At 62.5% G+C, this 14,770-nt stretch carries 12 protein-coding genes; 2 read left to right on the top strand and 10 right to left on the bottom strand.

The window, feature by feature from the left end; all coding sequences use genetic code 11:
- Positions 1-18: 18 nt before the first annotated feature.
- From EP165_RS11735 to EP165_RS11720, 4 genes are all read right to left on the bottom strand, one after another.
- Positions 19-939, bottom strand: coding sequence for a DMT family transporter (locus EP165_RS11735; RefSeq protein ID WP_245440117.1), 921 nt, complete (start codon positions 937-939; stop codon positions 19-21).
- 80 nt (positions 940-1,019) lie between these two features.
- Positions 1,020-1,907, bottom strand: a complete 888-nt coding sequence (locus tag EP165_RS11730; RefSeq protein ID WP_127522752.1) for an alpha/beta hydrolase family protein — start codon at positions 1,905-1,907, stop codon at positions 1,020-1,022.
- A gap of 16 nt (positions 1,908-1,923) precedes the next feature.
- Entirely contained in the window at positions 1,924-3,237 is a 1,314-nt protein-coding gene (preA, locus tag EP165_RS11725; protein ID WP_127522750.1) for an NAD-dependent dihydropyrimidine dehydrogenase subunit PreA, read from the bottom strand.
- A gap of 2 nt (positions 3,238-3,239) precedes the next feature.
- A complete protein-coding gene (locus tag EP165_RS11720) occupies positions 3,240-4,607 on the bottom strand; it encodes an NAD(P)-dependent oxidoreductase (RefSeq protein ID WP_127522748.1) in 1,368 nt (455 codons plus the stop codon).
- 294 nt (positions 4,608-4,901) lie between these two features.
- On the opposite strand from EP165_RS11720, the gene EP165_RS20385 reads away from it, so the two are divergent.
- Positions 4,902-5,057, top strand: a complete 156-nt coding sequence (locus EP165_RS20385; RefSeq protein WP_164743020.1) for a hypothetical protein — start codon at positions 4,902-4,904, stop codon at positions 5,055-5,057.
- A gap of 7 nt (positions 5,058-5,064) precedes the next feature.
- Here EP165_RS20385 and EP165_RS11715 read toward each other — a convergent pair whose 3' ends face one another.
- Both EP165_RS11715 and EP165_RS11710 read right to left on the bottom strand, forming a co-directional pair.
- Entirely contained in the window at positions 5,065-5,571 is a 507-nt protein-coding gene (locus EP165_RS11715) for a hypothetical protein (RefSeq protein ID WP_127522746.1), read from the bottom strand.
- A gap of 160 nt (positions 5,572-5,731) precedes the next feature.
- Positions 5,732-7,168 carry a patatin-like phospholipase family protein gene (locus tag EP165_RS11710; protein WP_127522744.1) on the bottom strand — a complete coding sequence of 479 codons (1,437 nt, stop codon included), beginning with the start codon at positions 7,166-7,168 and terminating at the stop codon, positions 5,732-5,734.
- 124 nt (positions 7,169-7,292) lie between these two features.
- On the opposite strand from EP165_RS11710, the gene EP165_RS11705 reads away from it, so the two are divergent.
- Positions 7,293-8,054 carry a bestrophin-like domain gene (locus EP165_RS11705; RefSeq protein ID WP_127522742.1) on the top strand — a complete coding sequence of 254 codons (762 nt, stop codon included), beginning with the start codon at positions 7,293-7,295 and terminating at the stop codon, positions 8,052-8,054.
- A gap of 7 nt (positions 8,055-8,061) precedes the next feature.
- Here the strand turns inward: EP165_RS11705 and EP165_RS11700 are convergent, their stop codons facing one another.
- The 4 genes from EP165_RS11700 to EP165_RS11685 form a co-directional block, all read right to left on the bottom strand.
- Positions 8,062-10,623, bottom strand: coding sequence for a dipeptide ABC transporter ATP-binding protein (locus tag EP165_RS11700; protein ID WP_127522740.1), 2,562 nt, complete (start codon positions 10,621-10,623; stop codon positions 8,062-8,064).
- Between the two features lie 10 nt (positions 10,624-10,633).
- Positions 10,634-11,791, bottom strand: coding sequence for an ABC transporter permease (locus EP165_RS11695; protein ID WP_127522738.1), 1,158 nt, complete (start codon positions 11,789-11,791; stop codon positions 10,634-10,636).
- Positions 11,792-11,803: 12 nt separating this feature from the next.
- Entirely contained in the window at positions 11,804-12,841 is a 1,038-nt protein-coding gene (locus EP165_RS11690) for an ABC transporter permease (protein ID WP_127522736.1), read from the bottom strand.
- Positions 12,842-13,064: 223 nt separating this feature from the next.
- Positions 13,065-14,714 carry an ABC transporter substrate-binding protein gene (locus EP165_RS11685; RefSeq protein ID WP_127522734.1) on the bottom strand — a complete coding sequence of 550 codons (1,650 nt, stop codon included), beginning with the start codon at positions 14,712-14,714 and terminating at the stop codon, positions 13,065-13,067.
- Positions 14,715-14,770 lie beyond the last annotated feature (56 nt).

Raw genomic sequence — 14,770 nt, 5'->3', positions numbered from 1 at the left:
ACCCGGCTCGGAGAGCGGTTAGCCGTCCGGCGCCAGTGCGAGAACGATGAGACCCAATACCGTCAGGGCAGCGCCAGCGGCGATGCTGAGCGGCGCCCAGCCATGGCCCAGCAGCCCCTCGAAGAGAATGACGAATGACGGCGTGAGGTAGTTGTAGGCCAGCACCTTGGCGGCGGGAATGCGCAGAGCCGCGAACTGCAGCAGGAAAAACGTGCCAGCGGTAGTGAATATGGAAAGATAGGCGATCACGACCCAGACCACCGCCGGCAGCGAAACCCAGTCGGTGGCGGCAATCTCGCCCGCACCCCAAAGCGCAATCCACAGCCCGGTTGCCACAAGCGTCCAGAAGGTGAAGGCCAGCACGGGGTCGCCGCGGTTGAACTTCTTCACCAGCGGCGCATAGGCCGCGTGGCAGGCAACCCCGGCGATAAAAATCAGCTCGCCCTGCCCGATCCGGAACCCGAGCAGCGCATCCAGATCTCCGCCGAAGATCACCCACACCGCACCGCAGCCCGCGATGACCAGCGACACCACCACCAGCGCGCGCGGCACCTGCCCGAGAAACAGGTAACCGAAGACAGCTGCCAGAACGGGCATGAGCGTGAACACTGCGCCCGTCGAAACCGGCGTCGTCAGCCGCAAGGCGACGAACATGGTGACGAAAAACACAGCCATCAGTGCGCCGAGCAATGCAAAGCGCCAGGGACTGCCCGCCACGCGGAGCCCGCCGCGCAGCAGCAGCATGCCCGCCGCCGCCATCAGCGCGACGGCGACGGCGAACCGAACAGCATTGATCGCCGAGGGCCCGAGGTGAGGCGCCGCAATCGCGCCCAGCGAATAGGAGCCCGAAACCAGCGCCGCAAACAGCAGCATGGCCAGATGCGCCAGCAGCTTTTCGCTGCCGACCGCATGTAGGTCTCTTGTGAGCGTGTCAGACACGGGCGGGTCCGCAGACTGAACCAACGATGCGAACCCGCCCGGTCAGGGAGGAACCATACGGCAGCGACTTGCGCCGCCGGCTAATCGAGATGCCCGGCAATCCATTCCACCGACATGGGAACCATCTCTTCGTCGATCGTCTGGGGGCCGACGAATGCATTCCAGACATGGTCGGAATCGATAACTGCCAGGGATTCCTCGCCGTCATGATAGGTCATCAGAACTTCGCCCAGCGCGGGCTGCGGCCAGACCACATCGTCGCGCGTACCCACAATCACCTTGAGCGGACCGTCATAGTCTGACACAGCGCCCACCGTGCTTGTGGTCGCGAGTTCGTGGAAGAAGCCCGCATTGAGTGTCGTTTCCGCACCCCAGGGCAACGTGAAGGTGAAGGGCGTATCGGCCTGCGCCTTCAGCGCCTTTGCGAGTGTTTCGGCGCCGACCATCGGCTCGAAATTATGCAGCGGAAACACCGCCGGCGCCCACAAGACCAGAGCGTCGACGTCATCCTCCCGCGCGGCAGCGGCATGTGCGCCGACAAGTCCGCCCTGCGACCATCCGATGATGGCCAGCTTCGAGCCGTCGACATCGGCGTGCACCTTCAGCCAGTCGATCGTTGCAACTGCATCTGCGATCTGACCGCTGAAGGTGGTGTCTTCCCACTTGCCTTCGCTCTCTCCCGAGCCGCGGAAATCGATGCGCAGGCTGGCATAGCCCGCCTCCGCCAGAAGACGGGCACTGCGCGAAAACACCCCTTCCTCCGTGCCCGCGACCGGCAGTTCGTCACGCGTCCCGGTGAAGCCGTGCAGCAACAGCACCACAGGTGCCCCGCTCACGCCGTCGGGCGTTTCCAGGACGCCGACGACCGTTCCCTTGTCGGTTGCGATGTTGACTGTCGTTTCCGCCGCCTGAGCGCCAAACGCGACTGCCGAAAGCAGCCCGGCGGCCGCAAAAGTCGTTCTCTTCAATTCTGCCTCCCCAGCATTACTCCGCAGCGACTTTAGCCATCGGATTGTTCGGATGTGTCGTCCAGTTTGCGTAATCCGCTTCGACCACCTTGCCGGTACGCTCGTCGACCGCACCCGGCTGCAGCTCTTCCATGGTGATGCAGCCCTCCACCGGACACACGTCCACGCACAGATTGCACGCCACACATTCGGCATCGATCACCTCGAAGCCGCGCTGGCCGTCTATGGTGTTGGCGATCGCCTGATGCGAGGTATCCTCGCAGGCGATGTAGCAGCGGCCGCATTTGATGCAGAGGTCCTGATCGATGCGCGCCTTGGTAATGTAATTGAGGTTGAGAAACTGCCAGTCGGTCACGTTGGGCACGGCGCGCCCGACGATGTGGTCGAGGTTCTTGTGGCCTTTCTCGTCCATCCAGTTCGAGAGGCCCGAGATCATCTCCTGCACGATCTTGAAGCCATAGGTCATGACAGCGGTGCAGACCTGCACATTGCCGGCCCCGAGCGCCATGAACTCGGCCGCGTCGCGCCAGGTGGTGATGCCGCCGATGCCCGAGATCGGCAGCCCCTGCGTTTCCGCATCGCGCGCGATCTCCGACACCATGGACATGGCGATCGGTTTCACCGCCGGCCCGCAATAACCGCCATGCGTGCCCTTGCCGTCGATGGTGGGCTGCGGCGCAAAATTGTCGAGATCGACCGAAGTGATGGAGTTGATCGTATTGATCAGCGAAACCGCATCGGTGCCGCCGGCATGCGCGGCGCGGGCCGGCTTGCGGATATCGGTGATGTTCGGCGTCAGCTTGGTGATGACCGGCATGCGCGTATTGGCCTTGCACCAGCGCACGACCATCTCGACATATTCGGGCACCTGGCCGACCGCCGATCCCATGCCGCGCTCGCTCATGCCGTGCGGGCAGCCAAAATTGAGCTCGATGCCGTCCGCCCCGGTCTCTTCCACCACCGGGAGAATCGCCTTCCAGCTCTCCTCCTCGCACGGCACCATCAGCGAAACTACGATCGCGCGGTCCGGCCAGTCCTTCTTGACCTGCTTGATTTCGCGCAGATTGGTCTGCAACTCGCGGTCGGTGATCAACTCGATATTGTTCAGCCCGAGCAGCCGGCGGTCTGCGCCGTAGATCGCGCCGTAGCGCGGACCGTTGACATTGACGACCGGCGGGCCCTCCTCGCCGAGCGTCTTCCACACCACACCGCCCCAGCCGGCCTGGAAGGCGCGAATGACGTTGTATGCCTTGTCGGTCGGCGGCGCCGAAGCCAGCCAGAACGGGTTTGGCGATTTGATTCCGACGAAATTGCTTCTGATGTCTGCCATGCTCATGCCCTCCCGTTCGAGGTTAGAGACCGGTGGATGGATTCGGCTGCGTCGCGTCCGTGCGCGACGGCCGACACGGTCAGGTCTTCGCCTCCAGCGATGCAATCGCCGCCTGCCCAGACCTTCGCCAGCGAGGTGCGGCCTTCGCCATCGACCTTGATGCGTCCGCCCTCCAGTTCGGGAGCGGCATTGCCGCCGCCGTTCAGCGAACCGGCATCGAGTGTCTGGCCGATCGCCATAAACACCTGGTCGGCTGAAAGCGTCAGCGTCTCGCCTGTACCCGAAAGCTTGCCGCCGGTCTCAGCTGTATATTCAAGCTCGATGCCGGTGACCTTGCCCTTGTCTGCGATCACCTTCTTGGGCTGCAGCCAATGGCGGATCGTCACGCCGTTCGCGGCAGCCAGGTCCTGCTCATATCCGGAAGCGTTCATGCGGTCTTTGCCGCGCCGGTAGCAGATCGTGACGTCTTCGGCACCGAGCAGCTTGGACTGGATGGCGGCGTCGATTGCAGTCATGCCGCCGCCGATAACGACCACACGGCGGCCCACGGGCACGCTGCCCAAATCCTGAGCTTGTCGAAGGGCAGCGATGAATGCCACCGCATTCTCCACGCCATCGGCATCTTCGCCGTCCGCCCGCAACGCGTTGACGCCCGCAAGCCCCATGCCGAGGAACACGGCGTCATATTCACCAGCCAGAGATGCGACGCTGAAGTCGCGCCCCAGTGCCTGGCCGTAGCGGATTTCGATGCCGCCTATGGCAGTTACATAGTCGACCTCGGCCTGCGCAAAACCGTCGACAGTCTTGTAGGCGGCGATACCGTATTCGTTGAGCCCGCCGGCCTTGGGTTTCGCTTCCAGGACGACGACATCGTGCCCGTTGACGGCAAGCCTGTGCGCGCAGGCAAGGCCCGCGGGCCCTGCCCCGACGACGGCGATCTTCCGGCCGGTGGACGCCGCGCGCTTGTAGAACTGCTTGCCCTGCCGCATCGCCTCGTCGGTGGCGTAGCGCTGCAGCCGGCCGATCTGCACCGGCTTGCCTTCGGCGGTCTCGCGCACGCAGACCTCTTCGCACAATGTCTCGGTGGGGCAGACACGTGCGCACATGCCGCCGAGAATATTCTGATCGAAGATCGTCTTTGCGGAGCCGATGGGATTGCCCGTCGCTATCTCGCGAATGAACATCGGAATGTCTATCGATGTTGGACAGGCCTGCATGCAGGGCGCGTCGTAGCAGAAATAGCAGCGGTCGGCCTCGACCAGTGCCTCATGGCCGTCGAGCGGCGGGTGAAGATCGGAAAAGTTGTCCGCGTATCGCGCAGGCTCCAGCCTGCCCGCAGCAATGCCATCTTTGAACTGGCCAGTCGTCATATGCGTTCCCCGACTGTTGTTGTTTCGGGAAAAGCTAGCACGCTTTCATTTTTTATCAATCGGTCAAATTTTGGGTTGTCGAAGCGCTGAGAGGTTCAATCTGCGAGCATTGATTCGATCATTGAACGTTGCGGCTGGCGGCATGGCTTCGAACGCCCCATACCGCGGCAGCGACAGACATTTTTCGACATTCCTGTAGCAGCACCACAATCACATCGGCGTGATAAGAACCGGAAGCGCTTCCAGCCCGGGCGCAAGCGCCTACACTGCCGCAGTTCCAACCCGGAGGCCTTCATGCGTTATGCCCTAGCCATGCTGTTCGTCACCGCTGTCCTTGCCGCTGTCCCGTTTTCTGGCCGGCTGGAGGCACAGGAATGCACCGGCCCCGAATGTGCAACACCGGGCGGCCATCAGTGCGAACGCACGAAAAACGAAACGCCGACAGCCTGAATCCGCCTCAGTGAACGCGGTTGGCGTCGGTCAGCAAAATCCGGTGTTCACCGCCCTGTGACGTGTCGACCTCGCCAATGAGTTCGCCGCCCTGCGCCCTGTCGGCAACTTCCCAGTTGACCCGAGAAAAGACGTACCATCTGGCACGTGGAATACGCTCGAAGGTGAAATTGCCCTGCGCGTCGCAAGTTGCAATCCGCGCCACTTTCTTGAACCGTTCGTCGGCACCAGCCATGGGCATCGGCTGTTTGCCCTCGCGCGCCGTCTCGACCGCCCGGTCGAATGTCGGCGTCTTCGGAAACAGCACCACCGGCGCGCCGGCGCAAACCACAACGCCTCCGCCACGCTGCCTCAGGAATGCCTGCCCGGTTACGGTGGCATCGCCATCGATCGCGTAACGGCCGAACTCGTCATCCGTATAGATGAACGCGAGCTCCTGCACCGGAGGTCCGGTGACGCAGGAGGAAAGTGTAACAACCGCAATCACGAGAACAAGAGAATTGAAACTTCGCACTGAATCCACCCGGTATCGAATGGACGTCAGTATAGAGACAGTTTCTACTTCGCCAATGCTTTTGTCGCCGTCGCCCCGGGCTTGCATCGCATGCGCGATCGCAACCTGTGTGCTTCCTCGGCTTTCAATGCCACCAACGTCGGGGCGAAGGGCGACGTTTTTAGCGGCCCATCGCAACTGGCAGCCCGGCCTGACGCCTGGTTTCGGCGACTGCCGCCTGGATTGACGGCTTCGAGCGCACCGCCTGGCGGCCTGCTTCAATCACCAGTTCCACCTGCTTTTCGTTCAGGGCAAGCCGCGTCGGCACATCGTTCAGCGCGGCATGGCTGCGCGGGTCGGCATCGCGGAACGAGAGATGCTCCACTGTGACGTCGATGTCGCGGCAGTCCCAGCCGGCCGCCGATCCCCTGATGCGCCGCACCTGCGCGCGGCTGAGCCCGCACCGGTAGGCAACGAGCTCGTTCTTCCACTCTTTGATCGCCAGTTTCAGGGCGTCGTAGCCGTCTCTCATCGACGACGTGATTGCGGTGTGGCTCAGCGCCGGAAGCAACTCCCTGATCCTGAGGTCGGCACTGGATGCACCCCAAGCCGGTGCCGCTTCGCGCCCGGCATCGGCAACGATGTAAACGAGCCGCCGCATCCGCACGGCTTCCTCCGGCGACAGCGGTCCGTGGCGCGTTTTCGCCGCCGCGCGTTCCATCGAAAAACCCGCCAGCCCGTTATTGTCGGTCAAACCGCCATCGAGCAGACGCAGCCTTTTGAATTCCGATCTGTCGCGGTAGGCAACGAGCGACCGTGCATAGGCCTTCAGCCGCAATGACGCATCTGGGTCCTCCAGCGCCCGGTCCAGCCAGGCCGGCCGCTGATAGCCGCACTCCGGCGCTTCCGCCGAAACGACGATCGGCGTGAACACCAGCGGGAATGCGGCGGACGCGGCGACGGCGTCGGCCAGCTTGACCTTGTCCAGATCGCTGCACAGCGCCGCGAAAGTGTCGTAAGTGAACAGGAACGGCGTGCCGTGATAGATATCCGAGGCCGTAAGCCAGACAACCGGCGCGTCGGCGCGCTTGAGGCTCTGGAATGTGCTTTGGTCGAACAGGTTCTCGTCCAGCCAGCGCGCGAACTTGCCGCGATCGTTTACCCCGCCGCGCAGAATCCGCACGACGTTGGACGGAACGACGGCCGTACGCATGCTCGCTTCGGCGTTCGCACCCAGGAAACGCTGCCTGAAATCGTGGTATCCGCCCTTGCCGCGATAGCCGAAATAGGCGGCAGCGATCGCGCCGCCCGAAGTGCCCGAAACCATACGCACATCATCGACCAGCGTCCGCTCATAGGGATCGAGGTCGATGACATAGCTGTCCAGTTCGCGCAGAACGCCATAGGCAAAAGCCGCAGCGCGCGCGCCTCCGCCCGAGAAGGAAAGACCCACGACGACGGAACCGTCATCGCCGGAATCGGGAATGTATTCCGGAGAGGCCGGTCCCACTTCCGCAACGAAGCTGTTTATGGGTCCTCGGTCGCCGTTGGCGCAGGCCGACAATAACGCGGACGCGAGCACCGTCAGCGCCGCTGCAAATCCGCTTCTTGTTCCCATCCTGTGGCCCCCGCCGCGACTGCTGGAAGTTAAACAAGCGAATAGACGGCGAACTTAACGAAATCCCTAATACTCGCGTGGAGAAATGGCCGGCACGAGCACGAAACCACTTCGAGGAACCCCGTTGACCGCCATTTTCTTTCTTCCCGGCCCTGCCATGTTCGCCTGTTTTGTCTTGTTCGGTGCGATCACCTATGGGCTGGCAAGTCTTGTACTCGGCATGTTCGAGCGCAGGGCAGCCGCGACACCCGCTTCCGTTCCGGTTGCGCCGTTTTTCACGGCGGTCACTTCTGCCTGGGCTCTTTCGCTCGGCTTTGCTGCGGCAGACATCTGGTCCGTCCGGGCCGACGCGCAAAACTATGCCAGCGCCGAGCACTCGGCGCTCACGCGCCTTGCTGGCATGGCTGCCCCCGACGCGCTCGACGTTCCCGCAGTTCTTTCTGGTCTGGCACGCTACCGGGACGAGGTGCTCGCACAGGAATGGGGAAATTCCAGCCAGGAGCCTTCCGGCGCGGTCGACAATGCGATCCAGGATATCCGGCTGGCCATCATATCCCTTGCCCGTCAGGATACGCCGCCATCCCTGGTCGAGAGTTTCGCACGTGACTTCGATGAACTGCAGGACGCCCGCAATCTCCGTCTGGCGAACGCGGAAAGCTCCGTGAGCGAGTACAAATGGTATCTGCTGCTGTTTCTGACCGTTTTGTCGACGGTAGCCATTGCATCTGTGCACGCCGACCGCCCGGCCGCTGGGCGCAGCGCCCTGGTGATCTACATCGTGGCGGCCACGGTCAGTCTCTGGATACTGGCCATCCATGCCAATCCGTATGGCGGCATGGCCCGCATTGATCTGGATCCGGTCAAGCTGTCACTGAACGGCCGCTAGCGGGGCGCTATCGTGACGTCTTCGCCAGCGCCTTTGCCTGCTTCACCCAGTCCTCGCGCTCGATACGCCCGTGGAATTTGAGCTTGCCGTCCACCCATTCGCGTTCGGCCTTCTTCCAGCCGGCGACCTGCGCATAGGTGTAGATGCCGAGCCCGTTCAGAATGCCCTCGATCTTCGGCCCGACGCCCGAGATCATTTTCAGGTCGTCCGGTTTCGCCGGCTTCTTGATCGCGGCAGGACGGCCCGCATCGGCGGCTTTCGCAGGCGCTTTCGCGGTGCGTGCAGCGGCAGGCTTGACCCGCGTGCTCGCGGCCGAGCGGCCGCTGCCCGCCTCCGCCATTGTCTTTTTGGGTGAAGACGTTCCACGCTTCGCCGACGCGCTTGCGGAGCGCGACGAAGCCGCCTTGCGGGCTGCCGTTGCCGGCTTGCGTTTCGTACCGCGTGCCTTGGCCGGTGACGCTTTGTTGTCCTTGAAACTGATCACCGGCTCCATCGAAGCCAGCGACTTGTCATCCAGCCAGCACATGCTCCAATGGCCGTTGCCGAGGTCCTTGTGCGGCGGAACTTCCGTTTCGCATTTGTTGCCCGGCACCTTGTCTTTCCAGCGGCAGCGCGTCTGGAACGGGCAGCCCGTGGGCGGGTTCATCGCCGAGGGAATATCGCCCTCCAGAACGATGTGCTTTTTCTCGACGCTGGTATCCGCGATCGGGATCGCCGACAGCAGCGCCTCCGTGTAGGGATGGTAGGGCGGCGAGAAAATCTGGTCCGTCGAGCCTTGTTCGACGATATAGCCGAGATACATCACCACAACGCGGTCGGCGAGATAACGCACCACAGACAGGTCGTGGCTGATAAACAGCATCGTCGTCTTGTTGGTCCGCTGAATGTCCATCAGGAGCTCGGTCACCGCTGCCTGGACGGACACGTCCAGCGCCGAAACAGGCTCGTCGGCCACCACCACTTTTGCGTTTCCGGCAAAAGCGCGTGCCACGCCGATGCGCTGCTTCTGGCCGCCCGAAAGCTGGCGCGGCATGCGCGTGGCAAATGCGCGGGGCAGCTTCACCAGATCGAGCAGCTCCAGCATCCGCTTTTCGCGGTCGGCCTGCGTCGCGCCGACCTTGAACTTCTCCAGTGACCGGATGATCTGCCCACCGACCGAATGGCTCGGGTTGAGCGTGTCGAAGGGGTTCTGGAACACCATCTGGATGGCACCGACGGTGCCCGCGTCCCGGTCCTCCACCGGCCGGTCTTCGATCTCCTCGTTGCCCAGCGTCACAGAGCCGGACGTGGCGGTTTCGAGGCCCAGCAGCACCTTGGCCAATGTGGATTTGCCGCAACCGGATTCACCGACAATCGCCACGGTTTCGGACTCGCGCGCTTCGAACGAAATGGACTCGTTCGCCTTCACCGTGCGGCCCTCGCCGCCTCCGAAAACGCCGCCCGATGACACATGGTAATATTTCTTCAGATTGTCGATCTTCAGCACAGGCGCGCCGGGCTTCACCGGCTTGCTTTCTTCCTTGGCGCCCGCAGGCAGCTCCGCCCAGTCGATCTCGTTGAACCGCACGCAGCGGCTGAAATGATTGTCGTGGCCGCTGACCTCCACCATCGGGATTTCCGCGGCATCGCAGACCCCGGCTTTGAAGTGCTGGCAGCGCGGGCCGAAATTGCAGCCTCTCGGCCGCTCGTGCGGCAGCGGCAGCTGGCCGGGTATCGAGATAAGCGGCCTTGAGTTCTTGTCGGCGCCGGGCAGCGGGATGGAACGGAACAGGCCCTGCGTATAGGGATGGCGCATGCGGTCGAACACGTCTTCGATGCGTCCGGTTTCCACCGCCTCGCCCGAATACATGACCGTGATCCGGTCGCAGGTTTCGAGGATCAGCCCGAGATTGTGCGACACGAAGATCATCGACGTGCCGAATTCCTTGCCGAGCCCTTTGATCAGCTCCACGATGCCCGCCTCGACCGTGACGTCGAGCGCCGTTGTCGGTTCGTCGAGCAGAAGCAGAGCCGGGTTCGACAAGAGCGCCATCGCGATCACGATACGCTGTTGCTGGCCGCCCGAAAGCTGGTGCGGAAACGAACGCAGCATGCGCTCCGGATCCGGCAGCCGCACAGCTTTCACCATCTCCAGCGCCCGGTTCCAGGCCTCTTCCTTCGACACCTTGTCGTGAATGATCGGCACTTCCATCAGCTGCTGGCCGACTTTCATCGCCGGGTTCAGGCTTGCCATAGGCTCCTGGTAGATCATCGCGATCTTGTTGCCGCGGATGGCGCGCAGTTCCTCTTCCGACATGTCGGCCATGTCCCGGCCCTGGAACTTGATGCGCCCGCCGACAATCTTGCCGACATTGGAAAGGTCGCGCATGATTCCGAGCGACACGGTCGACTTGCCGCATCCCGATTCGCCGACGATCCCCATCGCCTCGCCGGGCATGACGGTACAGGAGAAATCCATCACCGCCGGAATTTCGCCCTTGCGGGTGAAAAACGAGATCGAGAGGTTTTCGATCTCTATGATCGGGTCGGTCTTTTTGGCGATGTTCGTGGCTTTGACGGCTTCGTTCATCAGAATGCACTCAGTCCTTGAGGGATTGTTCGCGCAGGGCATCGGCCAGAAGGTTGAGACCGAGCACGAATGACATCAGAGCGACGACGGGCGGCAGCGCCGGGTGCACATAAGCGCGCAGCAGCCTGCTCGATTCCTTGATTGCCGTGCCCCAGTCCGGACTTTCAGGCGCCAGCCCGAGACCGAAATAGCCTAGCGTACCCAGCAGGATCGTCGTGTAGCCGATGCGCAGGCAGACATCGACGATCAGCGGCCCGCGCGCGTTGGGCAACACCTCCCACAACATGATGTACCAGGGGGATTCGCCGCGCGTCTGCGCCGCCGCAACATAGTCGCGTGTCTTGATGTCCATCACCAGCCCGCGCACGATACGGAACACACCCGGGCTCGACGCGAACACAACGGCCACGAAGATGTTCAGCTCGTTGGGCCGGATCGAAATGATGCCCAGCGGGTCGGCGTCGAACACGAGGCCGGCATATATCCAGCCGCCGATCAGCACCGTCAGTACGACCTGGACGGCGAGCAGCCGCGGCCGGCTGCGGAAGCGCGTGTAAAACAACGCGCAGAAGAAGATGATCGGAAACAGGAAGAACACGCCGGCCATCGCGTAGGGGATCGGCGTGTCCATGATGCCCGGGGTCACCAGCAGGTAGAACAGCAGGATAACCGGGAATGCCAGCACCAGATTGGCGAGGAAGGACAGGACGGAATCTACCCGCCCGCCGTAATAGCCGGCGGGAAGGCCGAGCGTGGTGCCCACCATCAGCGCGAACAGCGTCGCCGCCGGCGCGATCACGAGCACGATCTGGCTGCCGAACACCATTCGGCTGAAAACGTCGCGTGCCAGCCGGTCACCGCCGAACAGGAACGCCTGCCCGGTTTCGGGCTCGATGGCGCCGGGCAGCGCATCCTTCATAACGAAGACCTGCGTCAGCGGATCGAAGGGCGACACGATGTCGGCGAAAATCGCCGTGAAGGCCCAGAACAGGCAGATAACGACGCCAGCGACGCCGACCCCGGTATCGAAGAGCTGGCCGTAGAGGCCGAGCCGCGGCTTGAATGCGTAGCTGAGCACCAGCACGATCGCCAGCGCCACCCAGACCGGCCAGAACCGCCACAGGACGCCGAGCAGAATCTGGAAGACGCCGAGATATTCGAGTTCCATGCTTGCCGCCCCCTAGCTAACGCGAATGCGCGGATTGAGATAGGCGTATCCCACATCCGAAATGAGCTGCGTGAACAGCACGACGAACACGGATACGAGCGAGCACCCGAGCAGCAGGTCGATGTCGTTGTTGCCCGCCGCCTCGACGAGCGTGTAGCCGAAGCCCTGATAGCGGAACATCACCTCAACGATGACGACGCCTGTCAGCAGCCACGGGAACTGCAGCATGATGACTGTAAACGGCGCGATGAGCGCGTTTCTGAGCGCGTGCTTGATCACCACCGCGTTGAACGCCAGGCCCTTCAGGCGCGCTGTGCGTATGTATTGCTGCGTCATGACCTCGACCATGGAGGCGCGGGTCATACGCGCGATGTAACCGATGCCGTAGATCGCCATGGTCATGACCGGCAGCGTGAAGTTGGAGAAGGTGATGCCCACCCGAGTGGCGCTGGCGGCCGACCCGTTCAGCCAGCCCAGCCAGGACGCGAATATGACCGTGAAGATGACGCCTGAAACATATTCCGGTGTTGCGGTCGTTGCGATTGAGGCGACCGACAGACTTCGGTCCGTTCGGGTCCCCTCGCGCATGCCCGCAAGTACGCCGATGAGCAGCGCCACCGGAACCATGACCACCATCACCCAGAACATCAGGATGCCAGTGGCGCCGAGCGCGGGAAACAGCTTGGCGGCAACGGTGGTCTTGAATTTCGTCGAGCAGCCGAAATTGCCTTGCAGAATGCCGCCGTAGTGAGGCTCCGCGGGTTCGTCGCAATAACCGAAGCGCGGTGTGACCGCGCCGGTGTCGGGGTCGACATAGGGCTGCTTCTGGACCACGCCGAGCCAGCGCCCGTAGCGGACAAAGAAATTGTCGCGGTAGCCGTTCTTGACCAGCCAGCTTTCGATGTGTTCGTCCGACGAGCGCATGTCCAGCTGGCTAATCGCGAGCTTGCGCAGGTTGGGCTCCAGATTGACCATGAAGAAGACGACCAGCGTCAGGCAAAGCATGGTCAGAGCCATGGTGCCGAGCCGCCGTCCGATGAAAGCGATCATGTACAGTCCCCTGCCGCTCAGGTTGGGGAGAGCACGCAATGTCCGTACGCACAGACGGTGTTCGACAGTCCTGAAATGCCGCAAGAAGCGCGGTTGCGCGTCGCACTCTTGCTGTCAGCTTCGTCGGGCCGGTTTGTCCGGCCTCAGTTTCCCTCTGAACGGCACGCCATCAGGCGCTCTCTGAATTGAAGCGGGGGCGAAAACGCCCCCGCCTCTGGTCGATTTACGCGTTGATCCAGACCTTGCCGAAATCATGCTCGAAGGTCGGATGCATCTCGAAGTTCATCACTTCGGGCGCATGGTGGTTGTAGAGTTTGCGCCAGTAGGGCTGGATGATGATGCCTGAATCCTGCAGGTGCATCTCGATCTTTTCCATGACCGCCTTGCGCTTGTCGGCATCGGCGATGGTCAGCGCCTCGTTGATCCAGCCGTCGAGTTCGGCGTTGGAATAACCGGCCTCATTCCATGCCTCGCCGCTGCGATAGGCCAGCGACAGAACCTGCACGCCGAGCGGCCGCATGTTCCAGTTGGTCATGGAATAGGGATATTTCGTCCAGTCGTTCCAGAAGGTTGACCCCGGAAGAACCGTCCGCTTGACCTTGATACCGGCCTCGCGGATCTGCGCGGCGATGGCGTCGCCGGTGTTCTTGTGCCAGTCCTCGTCGACGGTAATGAGCTCGTGCTCATAGTCCATCTGGCCGGCCTCTTCCATCATCGCCTTGGCGCCCGCCACGTCGCGTGCCTGCGCCGGAAGCTTCACATATTCCGGATGGATCGGCGCAACGTGGTGGTTTTCCGCGGGGTCGCCCGCATTGCCGTAGCCGAGACCCAGAACCTGGGCGTTGTCGACCGCCATCTGCAGCGCCTTGCGAACCTTCTGGTTGTCATAGGGCGCATTGTTGACGTTGGTGCGTGCCACGATGGTCGCCGCGGTAACGGCTTCCGACGTTTCCATGCCGACACCCTCGAGAATGTCGACGAAGTCGGCCGACGTCTCGTGGTTGGCATGAACCTCGCCGGATTCGAATGCACTCACCATGGCAGACGGGTCGGTGCCGTAATCGATGAATTCGACACCGTCGAGCAGGGCTTCGCCGCCCCACCAGCTGCCGTTCTCGCGGCGCTTGTAAACAACGCTCTGACCGACATCGTAAGACACCAGCTCGAAAGGCCCGGTGCCGATCGGGTTCGCGACGAAGTTGGCGCCCGTCTCATCGAAGCTGCGGTGCACGATGAGCGCCGGGTAGTCGGTGAGGTTCGGGATCAGCGCGATGTCCGGTGCCGTCAGATGCAGCTTGACGGTCATGTCGTCGATCTTTTCGACTGCGCCTTCACGCAGCGTCTTGGTGTCGGCGTCGGCCAGCGAACCGAGGCGGCCGGGCATGGAGTTGCCTTCGGCGTTGCGGTCGGCCCAGCGCGTGAAGTTGAAAATCACGTCATCGGCATTGAAGGTGTCGCCATTGTTCCAGGTCACGCCCGGACGGATGTGCAGCACGTATTCGGTCGCATCGTCGTTCACTTCCCAGCTCTCAAGCAGGTAAGGTTCGATGGTGTAATCGTGCGTGTACTTCACCAGCGGCTCCAGCGTCTGGCGCTGGGCATTGGCGATCTCCGACCAGTCGGCCGTGCGCGGGTCTTTCGGATCCTTGATCCACATCGCGACTTTCAGCACACCGCCCTTCTTGGGCTCCTGGGCCATCGCTTTCGTCGGCGCTGCAAGGCCGATCATCGAGTATGCGAGTGCGGTGCTTGCACCGAAGGTACTGGCCAGCGCTAGAAATTCGCGCCGGTCCATACGGCCTTCACGCACTTCCGTCGCCATGTCTTCGACGTGGGACGGCACGCGGTCGCCGTTGCTTCTGAAAAATCTCATAATGCTCTCCCGGTTGGATTAATGTTTTGTGGTCAGCATTCCCCATCTGCTGCCTG

The sequence above is a fragment of the Mesorhizobium sp. Z1-4 genome (assembly GCF_004000235.1).
GTDB lineage: Bacteria > Pseudomonadota > Alphaproteobacteria > Rhizobiales > Rhizobiaceae > RCIO01.
The sequence above is the reverse complement of the archived record's forward strand: the minus strand, read 5'-3'. Positions and strand labels throughout refer to the sequence as shown.

Bases quoted from the DNA above. Each gene is read 5' to 3' on its own strand.
- EP165_RS11700 (WP_127522740.1), bottom strand. From the start codon at position 10,623: ATGAACGAAGCCGTCAAAGCCACGAACATCGCCAAAAAGACCGACCCG.
- EP165_RS11710 (WP_127522744.1), bottom strand. From the start codon at position 7,168: ATGGGAACAAGAAGCGGATTTGCAGCGGCGCTGACGGTGCTCGCGTCC.
- EP165_RS11685 (WP_127522734.1), bottom strand. From the start codon at position 14,714: ATGAGATTTTTCAGAAGCAACGGCGACCGCGTGCCGTCCCACGTCGAA.
- EP165_RS20385 (WP_164743020.1), top strand. From the start codon at position 4,902: ATGCGTTATGCCCTAGCCATGCTGTTCGTCACCGCTGTCCTTGCCGCT.
- EP165_RS11695 (WP_127522738.1), bottom strand. From the start codon at position 11,791: ATGGAACTCGAATATCTCGGCGTCTTCCAGATTCTGCTCGGCGTCCTG.
- preA (WP_127522750.1), bottom strand. From the start codon at position 3,237: ATGGCAGACATCAGAAGCAATTTCGTCGGAATCAAATCGCCAAACCCG.
- EP165_RS11690 (WP_127522736.1), bottom strand. From the start codon at position 12,841: ATGATCGCTTTCATCGGACGGCGGCTCGGCACCATGGCTCTGACCATG.
- EP165_RS11720 (WP_127522748.1), bottom strand. From the start codon at position 4,607: ATGACGACTGGCCAGTTCAAAGATGGCATTGCTGCGGGCAGGCTGGAG.